20 protein-coding genes and 1 pseudogene are annotated in these 20,047 nt (G+C 72.3%); 7 read left to right on the forward strand and 14 right to left on the reverse strand.

Annotated features, from left to right (window positions below):
- Positions 1-7: 7 nt before the first annotated feature.
- The 6 genes and pseudogenes from bioB to HDA34_RS11860 form a co-directional block, all read right to left on the reverse strand.
- Entirely contained in the window at positions 8-1,246 is a 1,239-nt protein-coding gene (gene bioB, locus HDA34_RS06040) for a biotin synthase BioB (RefSeq protein WP_095353586.1), read from the reverse strand.
- 107 nt (positions 1,247-1,353) lie between these two features.
- On the reverse strand, positions 1,354-1,728 hold the full coding sequence (locus tag HDA34_RS06045) for a hypothetical protein (protein WP_233437065.1): 375 nt from the start codon (positions 1,726-1,728) through the stop codon (positions 1,354-1,356).
- Between the two features lie 125 nt (positions 1,729-1,853).
- Complete coding sequence (locus tag HDA34_RS06050; RefSeq protein WP_205810640.1) at positions 1,854-2,447, reverse strand: GNAT family N-acetyltransferase; 594 nt, start codon at positions 2,445-2,447, stop codon at positions 1,854-1,856.
- Between the two features lie 93 nt (positions 2,448-2,540).
- Positions 2,541-2,716: pseudogene (locus tag HDA34_RS06055) on the reverse strand (transposase); the annotation flags it as partial.
- Positions 2,717-2,831: 115 nt separating this feature from the next.
- The gene (locus tag HDA34_RS06060; RefSeq protein ID WP_036317302.1) at positions 2,832-3,518 is read right to left on the reverse strand and encodes a helix-turn-helix domain-containing protein; all 687 of its coding nucleotides are present in this window, start codon (positions 3,516-3,518) and stop codon (positions 2,832-2,834) included.
- Positions 3,519-3,811: 293 nt separating this feature from the next.
- The gene (locus HDA34_RS11860; RefSeq protein WP_186315055.1) at positions 3,812-3,979 is read right to left on the reverse strand and encodes a recombinase family protein; all 168 of its coding nucleotides are present in this window, start codon (positions 3,977-3,979) and stop codon (positions 3,812-3,814) included.
- Between the two features lie 159 nt (positions 3,980-4,138).
- Here HDA34_RS11860 and HDA34_RS06070 point away from each other — a divergent pair, with 159 nt between their 5' ends.
- Positions 4,139-5,461: a short-chain fatty acid transporter gene (locus HDA34_RS06070; RefSeq protein ID WP_166795202.1), complete on the forward strand. Its 1,323-nt coding sequence runs from the start codon at positions 4,139-4,141 to the stop codon at positions 5,459-5,461.
- Between the two features lie 178 nt (positions 5,462-5,639).
- On the opposite strand, the gene HDA34_RS06075 is transcribed toward HDA34_RS06070, so the two are convergent.
- The gene (locus HDA34_RS06075) at positions 5,640-6,281 is read right to left on the reverse strand and encodes a thymidine kinase (protein WP_010079593.1); all 642 of its coding nucleotides are present in this window, start codon (positions 6,279-6,281) and stop codon (positions 5,640-5,642) included.
- An 8-nt stretch (positions 6,282-6,289) separates the two neighbouring features.
- Positions 6,290-6,733 (reverse strand): DUF3151 domain-containing protein, encoded by a 444-nt coding sequence (locus tag HDA34_RS06080; RefSeq protein WP_095353588.1) that lies wholly within the window; start codon positions 6,731-6,733, stop codon positions 6,290-6,292.
- A gap of 174 nt (positions 6,734-6,907) precedes the next feature.
- On the opposite strand from HDA34_RS06080, the gene HDA34_RS06085 reads away from it, so the two are divergent.
- On the forward strand, positions 6,908-8,122 hold the full coding sequence (locus HDA34_RS06085) for a hypothetical protein (protein ID WP_041104407.1): 1,215 nt from the start codon (positions 6,908-6,910) through the stop codon (positions 8,120-8,122).
- 65 nt (positions 8,123-8,187) lie between these two features.
- Here HDA34_RS06085 and aceB read toward each other — a convergent pair whose 3' ends face one another.
- The gene (aceB, locus tag HDA34_RS06090) at positions 8,188-9,951 is read right to left on the reverse strand and encodes a malate synthase A (protein ID WP_080772563.1); all 1,764 of its coding nucleotides are present in this window, start codon (positions 9,949-9,951) and stop codon (positions 8,188-8,190) included.
- 33 nt (positions 9,952-9,984) lie between these two features.
- On the reverse strand, positions 9,985-11,292 hold the full coding sequence (gene aceA, locus HDA34_RS06095) for an isocitrate lyase (RefSeq protein ID WP_012750705.1): 1,308 nt from the start codon (positions 11,290-11,292) through the stop codon (positions 9,985-9,987).
- Between the two features lie 268 nt (positions 11,293-11,560).
- Here aceA and HDA34_RS06100 point away from each other — a divergent pair, with 268 nt between their 5' ends.
- Positions 11,561-13,027 carry a type II toxin-antitoxin system RelB family anti-toxin gene (locus HDA34_RS06100; RefSeq protein WP_044658650.1) on the forward strand — a complete coding sequence of 489 codons (1,467 nt, stop codon included), beginning with the start codon at positions 11,561-11,563 and terminating at the stop codon, positions 13,025-13,027.
- Positions 13,028-13,086: 59 nt separating this feature from the next.
- On the opposite strand, the gene fbaA is transcribed toward HDA34_RS06100, so the two are convergent.
- On the reverse strand, positions 13,087-14,109 hold the full coding sequence (fbaA, locus tag HDA34_RS06105; protein ID WP_041103616.1) for a class II fructose-bisphosphate aldolase: 1,023 nt from the start codon (positions 14,107-14,109) through the stop codon (positions 13,087-13,089).
- 196 nt (positions 14,110-14,305) lie between these two features.
- On the opposite strand from fbaA, the gene HDA34_RS06110 reads away from it, so the two are divergent.
- Together HDA34_RS06110 and HDA34_RS06115 are read left to right on the forward strand one after the other, a co-directional pair.
- On the forward strand, positions 14,306-15,661 hold the full coding sequence (locus HDA34_RS06110; RefSeq protein ID WP_134377015.1) for a lipase family protein: 1,356 nt from the start codon (positions 14,306-14,308) through the stop codon (positions 15,659-15,661).
- Positions 15,662-15,712: 51 nt separating this feature from the next.
- Positions 15,713-16,609, forward strand: coding sequence for an SMP-30/gluconolactonase/LRE family protein (locus HDA34_RS06115; RefSeq protein ID WP_134377016.1), 897 nt, complete (start codon positions 15,713-15,715; stop codon positions 16,607-16,609).
- Positions 16,610-16,733: 124 nt separating this feature from the next.
- On the opposite strand, the gene HDA34_RS06120 is transcribed toward HDA34_RS06115, so the two are convergent.
- Both HDA34_RS06120 and HDA34_RS06125 read right to left on the reverse strand, forming a co-directional pair.
- Positions 16,734-17,375, reverse strand: coding sequence for a TrmH family RNA methyltransferase (locus HDA34_RS06120; RefSeq protein WP_166795203.1), 642 nt, complete (start codon positions 17,373-17,375; stop codon positions 16,734-16,736).
- On the reverse strand, positions 17,372-17,740 hold the full coding sequence (locus tag HDA34_RS06125) for a hypothetical protein (protein WP_036316791.1): 369 nt from the start codon (positions 17,738-17,740) through the stop codon (positions 17,372-17,374). The genes HDA34_RS06120 and HDA34_RS06125 overlap by 4 nt, the downstream gene beginning before the upstream one ends.
- A 69-nt stretch (positions 17,741-17,809) precedes the next feature.
- On the opposite strand from HDA34_RS06125, the gene HDA34_RS06130 reads away from it, so the two are divergent.
- Complete coding sequence (locus HDA34_RS06130) at positions 17,810-18,895, forward strand: magnesium and cobalt transport protein CorA (protein WP_036316798.1); 1,086 nt, start codon at positions 17,810-17,812, stop codon at positions 18,893-18,895.
- 26 nt (positions 18,896-18,921) lie between these two features.
- On the opposite strand, the gene pyrE is transcribed toward HDA34_RS06130, so the two are convergent.
- Positions 18,922-19,518 (reverse strand): orotate phosphoribosyltransferase, encoded by a 597-nt coding sequence (pyrE, locus tag HDA34_RS06135; RefSeq protein ID WP_036316789.1) that lies wholly within the window; start codon positions 19,516-19,518, stop codon positions 18,922-18,924.
- 58 nt (positions 19,519-19,576) lie between these two features.
- Between pyrE and HDA34_RS06140 the strand changes: the two genes are divergently transcribed.
- A complete protein-coding gene (locus HDA34_RS06140; RefSeq protein ID WP_036316787.1) occupies positions 19,577-20,023 on the forward strand; it encodes a MarR family winged helix-turn-helix transcriptional regulator in 447 nt (148 codons plus the stop codon).
- Positions 20,024-20,047: the final 24 nt, after the last annotated feature.

Here is a 20,047-nt window from a genome sequence, read left to right on the forward strand (position 1 = left end):
GGTGCGTTCAGGCGTTGGCGGGCTCGGCCGTGCCCGCGCCCCGGCGGCGCAGCTCGGGCTTCACGGTGCCCTCGGTGCCCGTGTCGGGGCGGACGTCCTCTGCGGCCCCGGCCTCCGCAGTGACGGCCGCACCGGAGCCGCACGGGCCGGCGTCGTCCGTGCCGCCGCAGCAGCCGCCGGCCGAGGCGCCGTCGTCGGCCGCGGCCTGCTGCGCACGCTCCTCGGCGCCGAGCACGGTGAAGCCGGCGTCGGCGATCATCTGCAGGTCCGCCTCGGCGTCCTGGCCCTCGGAGGTGAGGTAGTCGCCGAGGAAGATCGAGTTGGCCACCTGCAGGCCGACCGGCTGCAGGGAACGCAGGTGCATCTCGCGGCCGCCGGCGATGCGCAGCTCCTTGTCCGGGCAGGCCAGGCGGACCATGGCGAGGATCCGGAGGCACTCGAGCGGGGTGAGCTGCTGGTGGCCCTGCAGCGGGGTGCCGTCGAAGGGCATGAGGAAGTTGACGGGGATGGAGTCGGAGTCCAGGTCGCGGAGCGCGAGGACGGCCTCGACGAGCTGCTCGTGCGTCTCCCCCATGCCCGCGATCAGGCCGCTGCAGGAGGACAGGCCGGCGGCGCCGGCGCGCTGCACGGTGTCCACGCGCTGCTCGTAGGTGTGGGAGGTGCAGATGGACTCGTAGTGGGACTCGGCCGTGTTGAGGTTGTGGTTGTAGGCGTCGACGCCGGCGTCCTTGAGCTTCTCGGCCTGGCCGTCCTTGAGGAAGCCGAGGCACGCGCACACCTCGACGTCCGGGTGCTGGGCCTTGAGGTCGCCGACCATGCCGGCCACGCGGTCGACGTCGCGATCCGTGGGGCCGGTGCCGGAGGCGACCATGCACACGCGCGAGGCGCCGCCGGCGATGCCCAGGCCCGCCTGGCGGACGGCCTCCTCCGGCTTGAGCCACGTGTACCGCAGGATCTCGGCCTCGGTGCCGAGACGCTGGGAGCAGTAGGTGCAGTTCTCCGGGCAGAGGCCGGTCTTGAGGCTGACCAGGTAGTTGACCTTGACGGTGCGGCCGAAGTGCTTCTCGCGCAGGCGCGAGGCCGCCGCGACGATGCGGAACGTGTCCGCGTCCGGGGCGTCCAGCACAGCGACGGCCTCCTCAGCGGTAAGCACGTGGCCCGCCTCGATGCGGTCCACGAGGGCCTCGGGGTCGAGGGCGGCGGCGGGGCGGGGGTCGACGGCGGGGGCGTCCTGGGTGGCGGTCATGCGGGCCTCTCCGGTGGGCGGGGCTCGGCCCCGGGTGGGTCTGACCCGAGGGACTCTAACAGTGTTAATTGAACAGTGTTCAGGAGCGGGGGGCCATGACCCCGACGTCAGCGCCTGCGCCGGTCCAGAGGGACCGGCTCGGGCCGGGGCTGCTCCTCGAGCGTCGTCGCCGCGAGGATGCCGTGGGCGGCGGCAGCGAGCACCGCGCCGAGCGGACCGGCCCCGACCGCCCGGACGCCGGCGTCGTCGATCACGTTCAGCACCAGCCCCGGAATGACCGCGGCCCCCATCAGCAGCATCACCCACGCGGTGGAGCCGGCTCCGGCGTCGAACACGTTGCGGCGAGCCTGCTCCGCCTCGACCCGGTGATGCACCCCTCGCAAGGCGAGCATCGCCCCGAGGGCCGTGACGGCCACCAGCGTCAGACCCCACCCCAGTCCCAGATCCTGCCGCAGCCCCGCGAACACACCAGCCGAACCCACCAGGGCAGATGCCACACCGATGCGCCACCGCCACTCACGCTCATTCCCCACCCGGCTCACAGCCCCATGCTGGCACACGGCCCTCGGAGGCGGAGCGGCAGATCATGCGGTCGTGGCCGGCGGGATCACTCCTGCGTAAGGGGCGGATGGAACTCCGAGGCGAGCATCGCGTAGGTGGCGCCATCCACCCAGCCGCGCGTGAGATGCAGAGACTCCTCCTTGAACGTGCCCTCGTGACGCATCCCCACCTTCTCCATGATGCGCAGGCTCGGAGCGTTGTCCGCGAAGGCATGAGCCTCCACGCGCCGCACACCCAGATCGTCGAACGCGAAGCCCAGCAGGGCTCGCGCAAGCTCGGTGCCATAGCCCTGCCCGGCCTGGCGCGGATCGATCGTCCAGCCGAGCTCGGCCTGGGCGTCCCGGGCTTCCTCCCGCGGGCCGCCCTGACTCCACGCGTCCTGCACCGCGACCTTCCCGACACCGACGATGACGTCTCCGGCCCGCACGGTGAGACGGTCCCCCGCCCCGAGGTAGGACTCGCGCAGCGCGTTCTCACTCTCCGGGCGGCCGGAGGTCCACGACCACACCTGCTCACGACGGCAGAAGCTCCACACGGCGGGTGCATCGAGACCCCGGAACGGGGTGAGGGTCAGCCGGCGGGCTCGCAGCGGGAAGCAGACGCCTCGACTCGCGGCGAGCTCCAGGAGAGGGGTGGCCATGACAGACAGGGTACGAACAAAAGTTCTCGAGTCAGCCCCCGGACAGACCAGTGCCCGCACCCTGCGTCGATGTCAGATCCACGCGGCCTCTCAGGGCCCGTTGACCTCGGGCAGATCCCGCCACGGAGTCCCGCACCTGCACTGGCAGATGATCGCTTCGACCATCGTGCGGGCATCCGAGAAGGGTCGGCCCTGCTGGCCCGTGCGGTCTGGAGCAGCGGGGCGATCAGCTCCGATTTGGCGTCGGAGACGACCTGGAACCGGGACATGGCTCCCCGGATCTCAGCGGGTCCCTGGAGCCATTCTCAGACACGCCCTAGGCCATCTCCAGCGCCGAGGCCCGCCTCACATCCGAGGAGGTCCTCCACGCTCAGGTGACGCGGCTCAGACACGATGCAACAGTCGATCGAGGGCCTCTCGCCCGGCGGCCCGCTCACGGACGTCGTCGGAGTCCATGAGGTCCAGCGCCACGACTGTTTCAGTGCGAAGCAGGGCGGAGGGATCCACGGGTGCAGGTATGTGGCGGATCACCACTTCCCCCGCCGCCGAGGCGTCGAGGCGGAGCCGCGACTGGAGAGCCTCCAGGTCGCCGAGCAGATAGCCCTCCTCCCGCTGGTTCCCTTCGACAGCGGCGAGCCCGAAGCGGCGGGCGAGATCCGACTGATCCAGGGCGGACACCCCCGAGGGCACGAGAACGTCGGCGAGCTTGGCTCGGGCTCGAGGCGAGGCGTGGAACCGGTGGGGCCGGGCCCTGTTCTCAGCCAGTCGGTGCATCTCGGCAGCGGTGAGCGTTCGCAGCCGGGAGCGCAGACGGGAGATCCGCGGCTGGTCGAGGAAGGCCCGTCCGTTTCCTCCGGCAAGGAGGTCGACGGCGGCCCAGGCGGTCCGCGGAGCCCAGGTGCGGCCGATACCCGGCGCCCTGCGGGCACGACGGGCCAGGGCGCGCTCATCGATGAACCAGGATTCTCCGAGGCGGCGGGCCGGCACATCACCGCGCTCGACGAGACGCCGCACATAGCGGTCGGAGACCTTGAGGCGCTCGGCGGCCTCCCCCACCGTCAGAAGAGTCATGCAAGAAGAGTACCGGAGTCGGGCCTGTTCATGCATGCCCGGGGAGCCCTGGCTTTGAGACCCTGTCATGCCATGCGCCGAGAGCGCGTGGCCCTCTCTCTAGAGCCGTACTCCACCAGAGCGGAGACGCGAGGGCCATCGACAGCAGCGCTTGGAAGGAAACAACACGCCCCAGGGCGATCCCTTCGGCCTGGCGCTCCTTGATCCTTCGACGCGCGAACTCAGCGAATGCGGCCTGGATGCCGAGCATGAGTCCGGCTACGGGGGAAGTGCCGGGCCTGGGCACCGTGATCTCACTCGGTCGAGACCCGCACGGTGCATCCCTTGTCGGTGAGCTCGTCCACGATCGCGTACAGATTCCGGGTGACCCGGCCGAGCCGGGCCACGACGTCGTCGACCGCTGGGGGATCGACCGCGCCGGCACTCTCGTCAGCGAGCTCCCGGCCAGGGACGCGGCCCACGTCCCGCCCACGACGATCGAGCGCCTAGAGTGATCCACATCACTCTCGCCGTGGCCTCTCACCCTGAACAGGAGCCTCATGTCCGCCACGTCCACACGTCCGCCCACACCCGGACCCTCGGGCCGTACCGCCCGCGAGGGCACGTTCTTCAGCCGCGCCATGCGCCCGCTGAACACGACGATGGAGCGGTTCATCCCGTCCTCGCTCGTGTTCACCATCGTGCTCACGTTCGCGGTGGCAGCCCTGTGCCTGCTGCTCACTCCGGCCGGGCCGGCCGACGTCGTCGTGGGCTGGGGTGACGGTCTGTCCGGACTGCTGGCGTTCATCACGCAGATGGCGCTCGTGCTCATGCTCGGACACATCCTGGCGAACACCGGCCCGGTGCGCCGTCTGCTCGCCAGGCTCGCCAGCATTCCCCGCACGCCCCTGGCCGCCTACATCTTCGTGTTCGTGGTGGCGGCGGCGGCCTCCCTCATCACGTGGGGCCTGGGCCTGGTGGTCGGTGCGCTGCTGGCCAAGGAGGTCGCGGCGCAGGCCCGTGAGCGCGGGCTGGTCCTGCACTTCCCGATGCTGGTGGCCGCCGGGTTCTCCGGGTTCGTGGTGTGGCACATGGGGTACTCGGGCTCCGGCCCGCTGACGGCCGCCACCCCCGGTTCGTTCCTCACGGAGAGCCTGGGCGGCCGGACGGTCCCGGTCTCGGAGACCACCTTCTCCTGGTGGAACATCACCGCCGCCGTGGTGACCATGCTCGTCGTGGCCCTGGCCCTGTTCCTCGTCGCCCCGCGCGCCGGGGACCGGATCGTGGAGCTGGAGATCGACGCGCGGGACCGGGACGCCGCGCCCCCATCGGAGATCGAGACGCCGGCGGACCGCCTCGACGCCTCCCGTGCCCCCACGCTCCTCGTCGGCGCCATGCTCGTGGCCTATCTGGTGATGCACTTCGTCGGCGGCGGCACCCTCACCCTGGACATCGTCAACTGGTCCTTCCTCGCGCTGATCCTGCTGCTGGTGCGCAGTCCGCACGAGCTGATCGGCCTCACCCAGTCGGCCGCGTCCAACGTGGGCGAGATCCTGCTGCAGTTCCCCCTCTACGCGGGCATCCTCGGCATGATGACGTCCACCGGCCTGGTGGCGGTGCTCTCGGACGCCTTCGTGGCGATCTCGAACCCGGTGACGTTCGGCCTGCTGGCGTTCCTGGCCGCGGGCCTCGTGAACTTCTTCGTCCCCTCCGGCGGCGGACAGTTCGCCGTGCAGGGCCCGATCATGCTCCAGGCCGGCGACGCGCTCGGCGTGGACCCGGCCATCACCATCATGGCCGTCTCCTACGGCGACCAGTGGACCAACATGATCCAGCCGTTCTGGGCGATCCCCCTTCTGGCGATCGCCGGCCTGAAGATGCGCGACATCCTGGGGTACACCACGGTCGTGCTGCTCGCGTCGGGGCTCGTCTTCGGCGGCACGCTCCTGCTCGTCTCGCTCTGACCCGGCCGGCCGATGCGGGCCGGGTCAGGACAGACGAAGGGCCCCGGGATCACCGGGGCCCTTCGCCTGTCATCACTCGCACCTTCATCACTCGCACCTCGATGAAGTGGTTCCACCGTACGAACCGAGCATGGGCGCAGCCGTCATGCAGCCTGGCAGTTGCCTGGCAATGGCCGCCTCAGCCCAGGGCACCGCCGGACTCCGCCAGGTAGCACGTGCCGCACAGGGACTCGTAGGTCACCTGGACGCCGTCGATCGCCACCTGGTCCCCCTCGAACACGAAGTGCTCGGCGCCCGTGGCCGGGTCCACGACCTTGCGCGTGTTGAACACCGCCTTCCGGCCGCACCGGCAGATGGTCTTCAGCTCCTCGAGGGAGTGCGCCAGCTCCAGCAGCCGCGCGGAGCCCGGGAAGGAGCGGGTGCGGAAGTCGGTGCGCAGCCCGTAGGCGATCACGGGGACGCCGTCGAGCACGGCGATACGCAGCAGGTCGTCCACCTGCGCCGGCTCGAGGAACTGCGCCTCGTCCACGAGCAGGCACGCCACGGGCGGGGCCTCCACGTGCCCCACGAGGGCGTCCGGGTCGTCACCGGTGGCGTGCCGGCGGAACAGCTCCCGCACGTCCGCTCCCGCCGGGACGAGGAAGTCCACGGCGCGGGTCACGCCGAGGCGGGAGACGACGTCGCCCTCCCCCTTCACGTCCACCTCCGGCTTGGCCAGCAGCACCCGCTGGCCGCGCTCCTCGTAGTTGAAGGCGGCCTGCAGCAGGCCCGTGGACTTGCCGGAGTTCATGGCCCCGTAGCGGAAGTAGAGCTTGGCCACGGCTCCGCTCAGTCCCCGGCGCGGCCCTGGTCGGCCTCGATCTGGTCCGCCGCCGTGGGGTCCGAGTCCCGCAGGAAGGTGCGGATGCGCTCGACCTCGTCGGACTCCCCGATCCCGGCGGCCGCGCGGCCCAGCGCGTACAGGGCGCGCAGGAAGCCGCGGTTGGGCTCGTGGGCGTACGGCACCGGGCCGGCGCCGCGCCACCCCGCCCGGCGCAGCGCGTCCAGGCCCCGGTGGTAGCCGACGCGGGCGTACGCATAGGAGTCCACGGTCCGGCCCTCGGCCCACGCGTCCTCCGCCATGAGCGCCCACACCAGGGAGGACTCGGGCGCCACCGGCACGATGTCCTCGGGCAGGTCACCTGCCTCGAGCCGGGCCAGCACCTCCGGCTCCTCCGGCAGGCGCGTGGCCGGCGGCTCCATCAGGTTCTTGCCGATCAGGGACTCGGACATGGGATGCCTCTTCTCCTCGCGGACGATGCGGTCGCGGCCGAGTCTATCGACGGCGCCGGACGCCGGACGGATCGCCGTCCCCGCGTCCAGGACGGTCCGGTACCGTAGGCGCAGCGTCCGTCCGCAGCCCCACGCTCCCGGGGCCGGGCCGCCGATGCCGTCGAAGGAGCCTCCATGACCCACCCCGCGCCCGCCCGCCGCCGTGCCCCGCTGGCCGTCGGCGTCGCCGCCCTCGCCCTCGCCCTGGCCGGCTGCGGCTCGGCCGGCCAGTCCGGTGATCCCGCCTCGTCGACCGCCGCGGCGCCCAGCGGATCGGCGGCCTCGGCCGCGGCCGGCTCGGCCACGGAGAGCCCCACCGACCCCGCGTCCGCCGCGGCGTCCCGCGTCCGTGAGGCCCTCGCGTCGGAGTCCGCCGAGGGCACCCCGCGCGCCGAGCCGCGTCAGGCGTTCGAGACCGTCGGCCCGGGCATCAAGGACGGCGCCGCCACCGAGGCCTGGAAGAACACGGCCGCGGTCCGCAACGACACCGTCTCCGTGATGGACTGCACGCGCGACGTCCTGGACCAGCGCACCCTGGACGCCGTCGCCACGCACATCCCGGACAGCTCGAACATCGAGATCGTGCAGCTGTTCGCCTCGCAGGACGAGACCCACGAGTTCCTCACCTGCGTCTACAACGGCTACTTCGAGTACAGCCCCGGCATGCCCCTGGCGCAGGTCCACTACCAGCACAACCTCGACGGCTCCCGCCTGGAGTGGTGCCAGGAGGAGCCCGCCGCCGTGGCGGACGAGTACACGTTCGACCCGAAGACCGGCAAGGGGCTGCTCGCCCTGCTGCGCCCCGGCATGGTCGGCGGCCAGGACGGCGCCCCCCTGCTGCCCCAGCGCACCGCGTGGGCCTGCTCCGAGGACGGCAGCGAGATGGTCTCCGTGACCATGGGCTCCATGGAGGGCTTCGGCGACGCCAACGGCGGCCTCACCCAGGTGAAGAACTCGCCGGTCGCGCAGAGCACCACCCTCGTCACCGAGACCCGCGACCACCTCGCGGACACCGTGCTGAAGGACGCCGGGGACTTCCAGGAGGTCATCAAGCTCAGCTCGCCGTTCTTCCTGAACGCGCAGATGGACGAGGAGACCCTGGCCCAGGCCCGGGAGATCCCCACCGGCCGCGTGCCCGACGAGCTGCTGAACAACCAGTCCACGATCGACCGCCCCGAGGGCGCCCCCGGCCCCGTGGCCCCCGGCCAGCCGCCGCGGCCGTTCCAGGGCGCCGCGCGGGAGGCCGCCGAATCCCAGCGGGCCGCGGAGGCGTCCGCCTCGGCGTCGGCCAGCCCGTCACCGACGAAGTCGACTTCGGCCTCCCCGTCCCCCTCCACGTCCGGGGACTGACACCCGGCACGACGACGGCCGGTCACCTCGTGAGGTGACCGGCCGTCGTCGTGGGGCCCGGCGGATCAGGCCTTCGCCGCGGCGTCGTCCTGACCGGCGAAGTGCCGGCGGTACGCGCCCAGGGTGAGGAACGCCGGGTACTCCGGCGGCAGGGCCGACTCGCAGAACACGCGCACCGCGTCCTCGAACCGGTGGCCCTCGGGCAGCGGGCCGGCGAGGATCCGAGCGTGCTCCTCGCGGATCAGCTGCTCCATCCAGCCGCGGTTGGCGGTCCGCACGCCGCCCTCGGTCAGCTGCACACCGGTGCCGTTGTGTGCCCACTGCCAGATCTGGGACCGGGAGATCTCCGCCGTGGCGGCGTCCTCCATGAGTCCGTGGATCGCGGCGGCGCCGTTCCCCCGCAGCCAGGACTCGATGTAGCGGATCCCGACCTCGATGTTCATCCGCACGCCGGCCTCGGTCACCGAGCCCGTGGTCGCGGCGACGTCGAGCAGGGCGGCCTCGTCCGGCACCACGTCCTCGCGGCGGCGGGTGCGGATCTGGTTCGGGGCCTCGCCGAGCACGGCGTCGAACTCCTCCCGGGCGACCGGCACGAGGTCCGGGTGCGCCACCCACGAGCCGTCGAAGCCGTCGCCGGCCTCGCGGGCCTTGTCCGCGCGCACCTTCTCCAGCGCGGCGGCGTTGGCCTCCTCGTTCCGGCGGTCCGGGATCACGGCAGACATGCCGCCGATCGCCGAGGCGCCGCGCCGGTGGCAGGCCCGGACCAGCTGCTCCGTGTAGGCCCGCATCATCGGCTGGGTCATGGTCACCTCCGAGCGGTCCGGGAGGACGAACTCGGCCCCGCGGTCCCGGAAGTTCTTGATGATGGAGAAGATGTAGTCCCAGCGGCCGGCGTTGAGGCCCGCGGCGTGGTTGCGCAGCTGGTACAGGATCTCCTCCATCTGGAACGCCGCGGTGATCGTCTCGATCAGCACGGTGGCCCGGATGGTGCCCTGGGGGATGCCCAGCTCGTCCTGCGCCGCCACGAACACGCAGTTCCACAGCCGCGCCTCGAGATGGGACTCGAGCTTGGGCAGGTAGAAGTACGGGCCGTGGCCGCGGCGGATCAGCTCGTCGGCGTTGTGGAAGAAGTACAGGCCGAAGTCCACGAGGGCGCCGGCCATCGGCTCGCCGTCCACGCGGATGTGGTCCTCGAGGAGGTGCCAGCCGCGCGGGCGGACGATGATGGTCGGCCGGTCCGTGAGCTCGCGCTCGCGCAGCCGGTACTCCTTGCCCTCGGGGGAGGTGAAGTCGATCTGGTCGCGGATCGCGTCGAACAGGTTGACCTGCCCGTCCAGCATCCGGTCCCAGGACGGCGTCGAGGAGTCCTCGAAGTCGGCGAGCCAGCCCGAGGCGCCCGAGTTGAGGGCGTTGATCGTCATCTTCCGATCCACGGGGCCGGTGATCTCCACGCGGCGGTCCTGCAGGCCGGGGGCCAGCGGCGCCACACGCCAGGAGTCGTCCTCGCGGACCCGGCGGGTGGACCGCAGGTAGTGCGGGTTCCAGCCGTCGGTGATGCGGCGCCGGGTGTACTCCCGCTCCTCGAGCAGCCGCCGGCGGCGGTCCTCGGCCAGCCGGTGCAGGCGGCCGAGGAACGCCAGCGCCTCGTCCGTGAGGATCTCGGCCTGCCGCCCGTCGACCGGCCCGTGGACGGTCACCACGGGGGCGGCGCCCTCGGGGATGACGACGGGGATGGCCTGGGTGCTCACGTCATGCGGCAGGGGCGTGTGCTCCCGAACGTCGTCGGCATGGATCTCGTGCAGGGTGGGGGTCGTGGTCTGCGGGCTCATGGGACTGCCTCCTCGCGGTCTCGGCTGAGCGGATCAGTGGAACTGGCCGGACTCCGTGGAGCCCGCCAGGGCCACCGTGGAGCTGTCCGGGTTGATGGCGGTGGACACGGCGTCGAAGTAGCCGGTGCCGACCTCGCGCTGGTGCTTGGTCGCGGTGTAGCCGCGGGCCTCGTCGGCGAACTCGCGCTCCTGCAGCTCGACGTACGCGGACATCTGGCGCTCGTTGTATCCCTTGGCCAGGTCGAACATCGAGTGGTTCAGGGCGTGGAAGCCGGCCAGCGTGATGAACTGGAAGGTGTAGCCCATGGCGCCCAGCTCGCGCTGGAACTTGGCGATGGTGTCGTCGTCGAGGTTCTTCTTCCAGTTGAAGGACGGCGAGCAGTTGTAGGCCAGCATCTGGTCCGGGAACTCGGCCTTGACGGCCTCGGCGAACTTCCGGGCCAGCTCGAGGTCCGGCGTGCCGGTCTCCATCCAGATCAGGTCCGCGTGGGGGGCGTAGGCCTTGGCGCGGGCGATGCAGGGCTCGACGCCGTTGCGGACCTTGTAGAAGCCCTCCGCGGTGCGCTCACCGGTGATGAACTCGGCGTCGCGCTCGTCCACGTCCGAGGTGATCAGGGTGGCCGCCTCGGCATCGGTGCGGGCGATGATCACGCTGGGCACGTCGGCGACGTCGGCGGCCAGGCGGGCGGCGTTGAGCGTGCGGATGTGCTGGCCGGTGGGGATGAGCACCTTGCCGCCGAGGTGGCCGCACTTCTTCTCGGAGGCCAGCTGGTCCTCCCAGTGCACACCGGAGGCGCCGGCGGTGATCATCGACTTCATGAGCTCGTAGGCGTTGAGCGGGCCGCCGAAGCCGGCCTCGGCGTCGGCCACGATCGGCACGAGCCAGTCCTCGACGCTGCTGACGCCCTCGGCGTGCTCGATCTGGTCCGCGCGCAGCAGGGCGTTGTTGATGCGGCGCACCACCTGCGGCACGGAGTTGGCCGGGTACAGGGACTGGTCCGGGTACGTGTGGCCAGAGAGGTTGGCGTCCGCGGCGACCTGCCAGCCGGAGAGGTAGATGGCGCGCAGCCCGGCCTTGACCTGCTGGACGGCCTGGTTGCCGGTGAGGGCGCCGAGGGCGTTGGTGAACTCACCGCGGGCGTTCTCGTCCTTCAGCTGGGTCCACAGCTTCTCGGCGCCGCGGCGGGCCAGCGTGTGCTCCTCCTGGATGCGGCCGCGGAGACGGACGACGTCCTCGGCGGTGAAGCTGCGCTCGACGCCGGCCCAGCGGGGGTTGTTGTCCCAGTCGTGCTGGAGCTGTTCGGCGGAGGCGGGAGTGGAGTGGTGGGGCTGGGTGGTCATGACGTCCTCCTGAGGATCGGTCCGGTTCGTGAAGGGTTCGGTGCGACGTGTCCGTCGCTGCCGTTGACATCCACCTTGGCCCCGGGCAAGGCCCTCTGGAGCACAAAATCGGTGGAAACTCCGGCCGTTCCTGCCACTGGGTCAGAACGTGACAGTCCTTGCGCCCCCATGTGGCATGGATCACGGCAACGGCCCCCCGCTTGTCAAGAATGTGACTTTCTTTCCGTCACACGTGATCTCCTCCCCGGTTCCGTCTACAGTTCCGCGCATGATGACCCGCCCGCTTCCCGAGGACAGCGCGACCGTGGACACCGTCGCGCTGGGCCGCCGCGTCCGGCACCTGCGCAAGCAGGCCGGCCTCACCCTGGACCAGCTCGCGGAGCGCACGGGAGTGAGCGGCTCCCACCTGTCCCTCGTGGAGAACGCCCGCCGCGAGCCGCGGCTCTCGCTGGTCCAGCGGATCGCGGAGGTCCTGGGCGTGCCGGTCGAGGACCTGCTCACCGGCCGGGCCCCCACCCGGCGGGCCGAACTGGAGATCGAGGTCGAACGGTTCGCGCGCTCGGAGCACTACGCCTCCCTCGGCCTGCCGCCGCTGCGCATCGGGCCCCGCACCCCCACCGAGGTCCTCGAGGTGATCGCGGGGCTGGAGGCCGAGCTGCGCCGTCGCCTGGAGGAGCAGGCCGCCACCCCCGAGGAGGCGCGCCGCGCCAACGCCCAGCTGCGCGCCCGGATGCGCGCGGTGGACAATCACTACCCCGACCTCGAGGCCGAGGCGCATCGGCTGCTCGACGCGATCGGCCACACGGGCGGGCCGCTGGGCCTGCACGCGGTCTCGGAGCTGGCCGAGCACCTCGGCTTCACCCTGCGCTTCGTCCCGGACCTGCCGCACTCCACGCGCTCCGTCACGGACCTCAAGCACGGGCGCATCCACATCAGCGGCTCCCGCTCCTCGGACCACGACCGCCGCACCGTGGTGCTCCAGGCCCTCGCCGCCGCCGTCCTGGGCCACGGCGAGCCGCGGGACTACGAGGACTTCCTCGCCCAGCGTGTGGCGGTGAACTACCTGGCGGGCGCGCTGCTCATGCCGCAGCGGGCGGCGTCGTCGCTGCTGCGGGCCGCCCAGAAGCGCCGGGACCTGTCCGTGGACGACCTGAAGGACGCGTTCGGCGTCTCCTACGAGGCCGCCGCGCACCGGTTCACCAACCTGGCCACCGTGGACCTGGGCATCCGCTGCCACTTCCAGAAGGTCCACGAGACCGGGGTGATCCACAAGGCCTACGAGAACGACGGGATCGTGTTCCCCGCCGACCACACCGGTGCGATCGAGGGCCAGCAGGCGTGCCGGAAGTGGGGCGCACGGCAGGCCTTCTCCCGCAACGACCGGTTCCGCGCCCACACGCAGTACACGGACTCGCCCAACGGGACGTTCTGGTGCACCTCGATGATCGAGAACGGCCCCGACGGGCTGTTCGCCCTCTCCGTGGGCACCCCGTTCGAGCATGCCCGGTACTTCCGCGGCGCGGACACCCGCCACCGGGTCACCTCCACGTGCCCCGATCCGCGCTGCTGCCGCCGCCCCGACCCCGAGCTCGAGGCCGCGTGGGGCGGGCACGTGTGGCCCGCGGCCCGCATGCACGCGCATCTGCTGGCGGCCATGCCCACGCAGACCTTCCCCGGTGTGGACGAGCGTGAGGTCTTCGAGTTCCTCCAGGCCCAGGAGGAGCGGGAGGGCTGAGGACGACGCCGGCCCGCACCCTCACGCGAGGGTGCGGGCCGGCGCGGCGGACGGCGGGGTCAGCCGATGCTCTTGCCGGCCGAGTTCAGCTCGGTGCAGGCCTGGACCACGCGGGCGGCCATGGCCTCCTCGGCCTTGGCGCCCCACACGCGGGGGTCGTACTGCTTCTTGTCGCCGACCTCGCCGTCGACCTTCAGGACGCCGTCGTAGTTCTCGAACATGTGCCCGGCCACCGGGCGGGTGAACGCGTACTGGGTGTCCGTGTCCACGTTCATCTTCACGACGCCGTACTCCACCGAGTCGGCGATCTCCTGGGCGGCGGAGCCGGAGCCGCCGTGGAACACGAGGTCGAACGGGCGCTCCTTGCCGAACTTCTCGCCCACGGCCTGCTGGATCTCCTGCAGGATCTCCGGGCGCAGCTTCACGTTGCCCGGCTTGTAGACGCCGTGCACGTTGCCGAAGGTCAGCGCGGTGAGGTAGCGACCGTGCTCGCCGAGGCCGAGGGCCTCCACCGTGGCGATGCCGTCCGCCACGGTGGTGTAGAGCTTCTCGTTGATCTCGTGGGCCACGCCGTCCTCCTCGCCGCCCACGACGCCGATCTCCACCTCGAGGATCTGCTTGTTGGCGTGGGTGCGGGCGAGCAGCTCGCGGCCGATCCGCAGGTTCTCCTCGAGGGTCTCGGCGGAGCCGTCCCACATGTGGGAGTTGAAGATCGGGTCGCGCCCGGCCTTCACCTCGGCCTCGGAGGCGTCCAGCAGGGGCAGGACGAAGCCCTCGAGCTTGTCCTGGGGGCAGTGGTCCGTGTGCAGGGCGATGTTCACGGAGTACTTCTTGGCGACCTCGCGCGCGAACGCCGCGAAGGCCAGCGAGCCGGCGACCATGTCCTTCACGGAGGAGCCGGAGAAGTAGGCGGCGCCGCCGGTGGAGACCTGGATGATGCCGTCCGAGCCGGCCTCGGCGAAGCCGCGGATGGCGGCGTTCAGGGTCTGGGAGCTGGTGACGTTGATCGCCGGGTAGGCGAAGGCGCCGTTCTTGGCGGCGTCGATCATCTCGGCGTACTTCTCCGGGGATGCGATGGGCATGCTGCAGCTCCTAGGCGTCGTCGACTCGGGCAGGCGGGGGAGCGCGGCGGGCGCGCCGCCCTCGGGCTCATCCTATCCGCGCGGCCGGACCCGCCCCAGGGCCCCGGGCCCGACGGCGACGCCGGCCTGGGCACGGGCCCGTCGCTGGCCTAGGGTGAGCTGCGTCACATTCACATCCGAGAGACCGGAGACCGCCATGGCCCCCGCACGCCGCCCCTCCCGCCCCCTCGCCCTGGCCGCCGCCGTGGCCGTCGTCGCCGGGTTCGGCGCGCCGCACGCTGCCCTGGCCCAGGAGTCCGCCCCGGCCCCGGACGCGCCGGAGGTGAGCTCCGCCGTCGCGGACCTCTCGCAGCCGGCCACGACGGCCGAGGACGCCCGCTGGAACGCGGCCCGGGACGCCCTGGCGGCCGCCTCGGTCGACGACCCCTTCTACCTGCCGCCCGCCGTCGTGCCCGCGACCCCCGGCGCCCTGATCCGCAGCGAGCCCGCCGCCTTCTATCTGGATCCCGTGCGGCTGGTGCAGGTGCCCGCGCACGCCACGCGCATCATGTACGCCTCGCAGGACGCCCAGGGCCGACCCGTCGCCGTGACCGGCACCGTGCTGACCCCCACCGCCCCCTGGACGGGCGGCGGCGAGCGCCCCGTGATCGGCTACGCGGTGGGCACCCAGGGCGCGGCGGACCGCTGCGCCCCCTCGCGCACCCTCTCGACCGGCGCGCAGTACGAAGGCGTCGGGATCACGTCCCTGCTGAGCCGCGGCCACGCCGCGGTGGTCACCGACTACGAGGGCCTGGGCACCCCGGGCACGCACACCTACATGGTCCGGGAGGCCCAGGCGCACGCCGTCCTCGACGCGGTGCGCGCGGCCGCCCAGGTCTCGGGGTCGGGCGTCACCTCGACCGCGCCGGTCGCGCTCGCGGGCTACTCGCAGGGCGGCGGGGCGGCCGCGGCCGCCGCCGAGCTCGCGTCCGACTACGCCCCGGAGCTGGACCTCAAGGGCGCCTACGTGGGCGCCCCGCCGGCCGACCTCGTGCAGGTCGCGGACCGGATCGACGGCGGCCTGTACGCGGCCTTCCTGCTCTACGCGATGGCCGGGCAGCTCGCCGCGTACGACGTGGACCCGGCCACGCACCTCAACGAGACCGGCCTGACGGCCCTCGCCGGCGCGGCCGAGACCTGCGTGGCAGGCAGCCTCGCCTACGCGCACCTCGACTCCGCCACGCTGACCCACACGGGGCAGGACTTCCCTGAGCTCGTCCGCTCCGACGCCGAGCTGGCCGGGATCCTCGCCGAGCAGCGGATCGGCGCACCGGGCCGCCGTCCGGACGTGCCGGTGATGATCGCGCACTCCGTCACGGACGACGTCATCCCGTACCGCACCGGCCGCGACCTGGGCCGCCGCTGGTGCGCGGAAGGGGCACGGGTGCGTTTTGACCCGCTCCTCACCCCGACCCACGTGGGCGGCCACGTGGCCTCGCTGCCGCGGATGGGGGCGTTCCTGGACGCGACCCTCGCCGACCGCTGGACCGCCGACTCGTGCGGGTGGTTCTGAGCCTCGGCTAGCGTCGGGGCCAGGACCGTCCCGCCCACCGAAGGAGCAGTCATGCGCGCCGAGCAGGTCACCGATCCCATCACCTACCACGGCGAGGGCCCCGTCTGGGCCGCCTCGTGGGGCAGCGCCGCCGAGGGCGTGACCGCCGGCGGCGGCCTGCGCTGGGTGGACATGCTCGCCGGGGACGTCCTGTCCCTGCGCGCCGACGGCACGGTGGACCGCACGCACGTCGGGGACGTGGCCGCCGCGCTGCGCCCGCGTGCGGGGGGTGGCGCCGTCGTCGCGGTGGAGCGGGGCTTCGCCCTGATCTCGCCCGAGGGCGAGCTGACGACGCTGCCCGAGCTGTGGGGCGCGGACGCCGGGATCCGGATGAACGAGGGCGGCTGTGACCCAGACGGCCGGTTCCACTGCGGCACCATGGCGTACGCCAAGACCCCCGGCGCCGCGAACCTCTACCGGCTCGCCCCCGGACCCGACGGCGGCGCCGGCGAGGTGGACGTCGTGCTGACCGGCGCGACGACGTCCAACGGCCTGGAGTGGAGCCCCGACGGCACGCGGGCCTACTACAACGACACCCCCACACGGCAGGTGGCCGTGTTCGACTACTCCCGCGAGGAGGGCCTGACGAACCGCCGCGTGCTCGTGGACGTGCTCGACGGGGAGGGCAAGCCGGACGGACTCACCGTGGACGCCGAGGGCGGGATCTGGGTGGCCGTGATCAGCCACGGGCAGATCCACCGGTACACGCCCGAGGGGACGCTCGACGAGGTGGTCGAGGTGCCCGTGCAGAAGACCACGGCGTGCACCTTCGGCGGCGACGACCTCGGCACCCTCTACATCACCACCTCCTGGGAGAACCTGGAGCGCGGCGAGGACCCGCTGGCCGGGGCCGTGTTCGCCGTCCGCCCGGGGGTGACGGGCCTGCCGGCCCGCCCCTTCGCGGGCTGACGCCGTCACGCCGCACGTCGTCGGCGCGGTCCTGCGCCACCCTGCGCCGTTCTGCGCGGCGAGCCAGACGAATCTGCGGCCCAGAGTCTCCTTTCAGCACGGAATCGTCTGGCTCGCGCCGGACTCAGGGGACGGCCGCGTGCTGCCGGATCCACGCGTGCATCGCGATGCCGGCGGCCACGCCCGCGTTGATCGAACGGGTGGAGCCGTACTGCGCGATGGACAACACCGCGCTCGACGCCGCCCGCACCTCCGCCGAGAGCCCCGGCCCCTCCTGCCCGAAGACGAGCACGCAGGCACGCGGGAAGTCGAAGGTCTCCATCGGCACCGACTCGGGGAACAGGTCCACGCCGAGCACGGGCAGCCCCTCCCCCGCCGCCCACGCGGTGAACGCCGCCACCGTCTCGTGGTGGCGCACGTGCAGGTAGCGGTCGGTGACCATGGCGCCGCGCCGGTTCCAGCGGCGCCGCCCGATGATGTGCACCCCGGCGGCGTTGAACGCGTTGGCGGTGCGCACGACGGTGCCGATGTTCAGGTCGTGCTGCCAGTTCTCGATGGCCACGTGGAACGGGTGGCGCCGCGCGTCGAGGTCCGCGACGATCGCCTCGAGGCTCCAGTAGCGGTAGTGGTCGAGCACGTTGCGGCGGTCGCCGTGCGCGAGCAGCTCCGGGTCGTAGCGCGGGTCCTCCGGCCACGGGCCGAGCCACGGCCCGACGCCGACCTCGCGGGGCGCGGCGCCGTCCTCGGCCGGCGCGGGCTCGTTCAGCGGCCGGCCTCGGACCGGTCGACGGCGGCCCAGGCGGCCCCGGCGGACACCGCGGCCACGGAGAGCACCGCCGGCCACGCACCGATCTTCTTGGCCAGCGGGTGGGAGGCGCCGAAGCCGCCGAGGTACAGGGCGGCCAGGCCCCCGGTGACGGCCGGCCCCCGCGTGGCCAACCACGTCCGGCCGGCATACAGGCCGGCGGCGGCCAGCACGACACCGCCGAGCGGCCGGATGCCGGTCTCACGGGCGGTCAGGTAGCCGCCGATCAGACCGAATGCGGTGACCGGGGCCGTGGAGACGGCGTGGGCGGGGAGCAGGGTCTTGCCGTCGCGGACGACGGGCGGGGCATGACGCGGAGTCTTCATGGCGCCACCGTAGCGCGCGCATCCTGGAATCCGCCGGGGGCCGCCGTCGGGGAGAATGTCCGGGTGAGCATGATCGACAACGCCGTGTACGTGGACGGGCGGCGCGTCCACGCCCCCTCCACCCTCGAGGACACCTGGGAGGAGTGTGAGCGCACCGGCGGCATGGCCTGGCTGGGCCTGTACCGCCCGGACGTGGCCGAGCTCCAAGCGGTCGCGGAGGAGCTGCGCCTGCACCCGCTCGCCGTCGAGGACGCCCTCGCCGGAGGCGAGCGCGCCAAGCTGGACCGCTACGGCGAGGACTCGTTCATGGTCCTGCACCCGGCCCGCTACGTCGACCGCACCGAGACCGTGGAGTTCGGCGAGCTGAGCGTCTTCACCGGTGAGCACTACGTGGTGACGGTGCGTCACGCGGAGGAGCCGGACCTGGCCGCCGTGCGACGGTCCCTGGAGACGGAGGGCCGCGAGCGCCTCGCGATGGGGCCGTGGCAGGTCACCCTGGAGATCCTGGACCGGGTCGTGGACGACTACTTCCCGGTGGCCGACGGCCTCGAACAGGACATCGCGGAGATCGAGGACCAGGTCTTCGCCGGCGACGGGCACGTCTCCCGGCGCATCTACGAGCTCTCCCGCGAGGTGCTGAACTTCCAGCACGCCATCCGCGCGCTGCCGTCCATCGTGGAGCAGCTCCAGGAGGAGGTGCGCACCCGCCTGCATGAGGACACCCGCCGCCTCGACGCCGACGGCCTGCCCCGGCGCGACGACGCCCACGCCTGGGAGGACGAGGAGCTCAGCGATCAGGCGCGCCTCGAGGTGGAGAACCTGCGCCGCCTGCGCGACGTCCACGACCACGCCGTCCAGATCAACGAGCGCGTGATGACCATGCGCCAGATGCTCAACAACGCCCTCGAGCTGGACTCGACGCTGGCGTCGAAGCGGCTGGCCGAGCAGTCGATCGCCCAGAACGAGCAGGTCAAGCAGATCTCGTCCTGGGCGGCGATCATCTTCGCGCCGCAGCTGGTGGGCTCGGTCTACGGCATGAACTTCGACGGCATGCCCGAGCTGCACTGGGCGTTCGGCTATCCGTTCGCCCTGGGACTCATGCTGGCGGTGGCCCTCACCCTCTTCGTGCTGTTCAAGCGCGCGGACTGGCTCTAGGCGGGCGGCGCGGGGCCGGCCGAGGCTCAGTCGAGGCCGAGCTCGTCCTTGCCGAACGCGTACAGGTACGGCACCCCCGCCTCCTCGGCCACGCGCTCGGCGGCGCCGGTCGCACGGTCCACGATCACGGCCACGGCCTGGACGTCGCCGCCCGCGTTGCGCACGCCCTCGACGGCGGTGAGCGCGGAGCCGCCCGTCGTCGAGGTGTCCTCCAGCACGACGACGCGGCGCCCGTCCACGCCCGGGCCCTCCACCTGCCGGCCCATGCCGTACGACTTCTGCGCCTTGCGCACCACGAACGCGTCGAGCGCGCGGCCCACGGTGCCGGCCTGATGCATCATCGCGGTGGCCACGGGGTCGGCGCCCATGGTCAGGCCGCCCACCGCGTCGAACTCGATCCCGTTCTCCTCGAGCAGGCGCAGCATCACGCGGCCGATCAGTGGGGCGGCCTCGTGGTGCAGGGTGACACGACGCAGGTCCACGTAGTAGTCCGCCTCCTTGCCGGAGGACAGGGTCACCCGGCCGTGCACCACGGCCAGCTCCTGGATGAGCTGCTTGAGCCGCTCGCGGTCCTGCTCGGGCGTGGGGACGGTGGGGGTCTGCGCGTCGGTCATGCCGCCCATGCTAGTGCGAGCCCGGCCACCCCTGCCGATTCCGTCCCGGCCTGGCTAGGCTCGGGTTATGAGCGAGATCCCGCACGACGACGCCCCCGTCCAGCATCCCTCCGGCCTGCCCCTGGCGCACTGGCTCACCCTCACCGAGGGCCTGATCGCGGCGCGCGTGGCCGAGAGCCTCGAGGAGCACGGCCTGACCCGCGTCCAGTGGCAGCTGCTGAACACCCTCACGGTGGCCCCGCAGTCCCGCGCCGAGCTCGAGGCCGGCTTCGAGGAGGAGCAGCGCGGCGCGGTGTCCGGTCAGATCGAGGAGCTGGTCGAGTCCCACTGGGTGACGGTCGAGGGCGACCTCTACACCCTCACCGCCACGGGCCGCACCGCGGGCGCCCGCGTGGGTGAGGCGGTCGAGGCCCTGCGTGCCGAGGCGACGGCGGACGTCCCGCGGGACCAGATCGACGACGCCGTCCGCGTCCTGCGCCGCATCGCCCGCAACCTGGGGCACCCGGACGCGTGAGCCGTCGTCGCCGACCGCCCCTGT

This window comes from Micrococcus luteus, from assembly GCF_014138885.1.
GTDB classification, from domain to species: domain Bacteria; phylum Actinomycetota; class Actinomycetes; order Actinomycetales; family Micrococcaceae; genus Micrococcus; species Micrococcus luteus.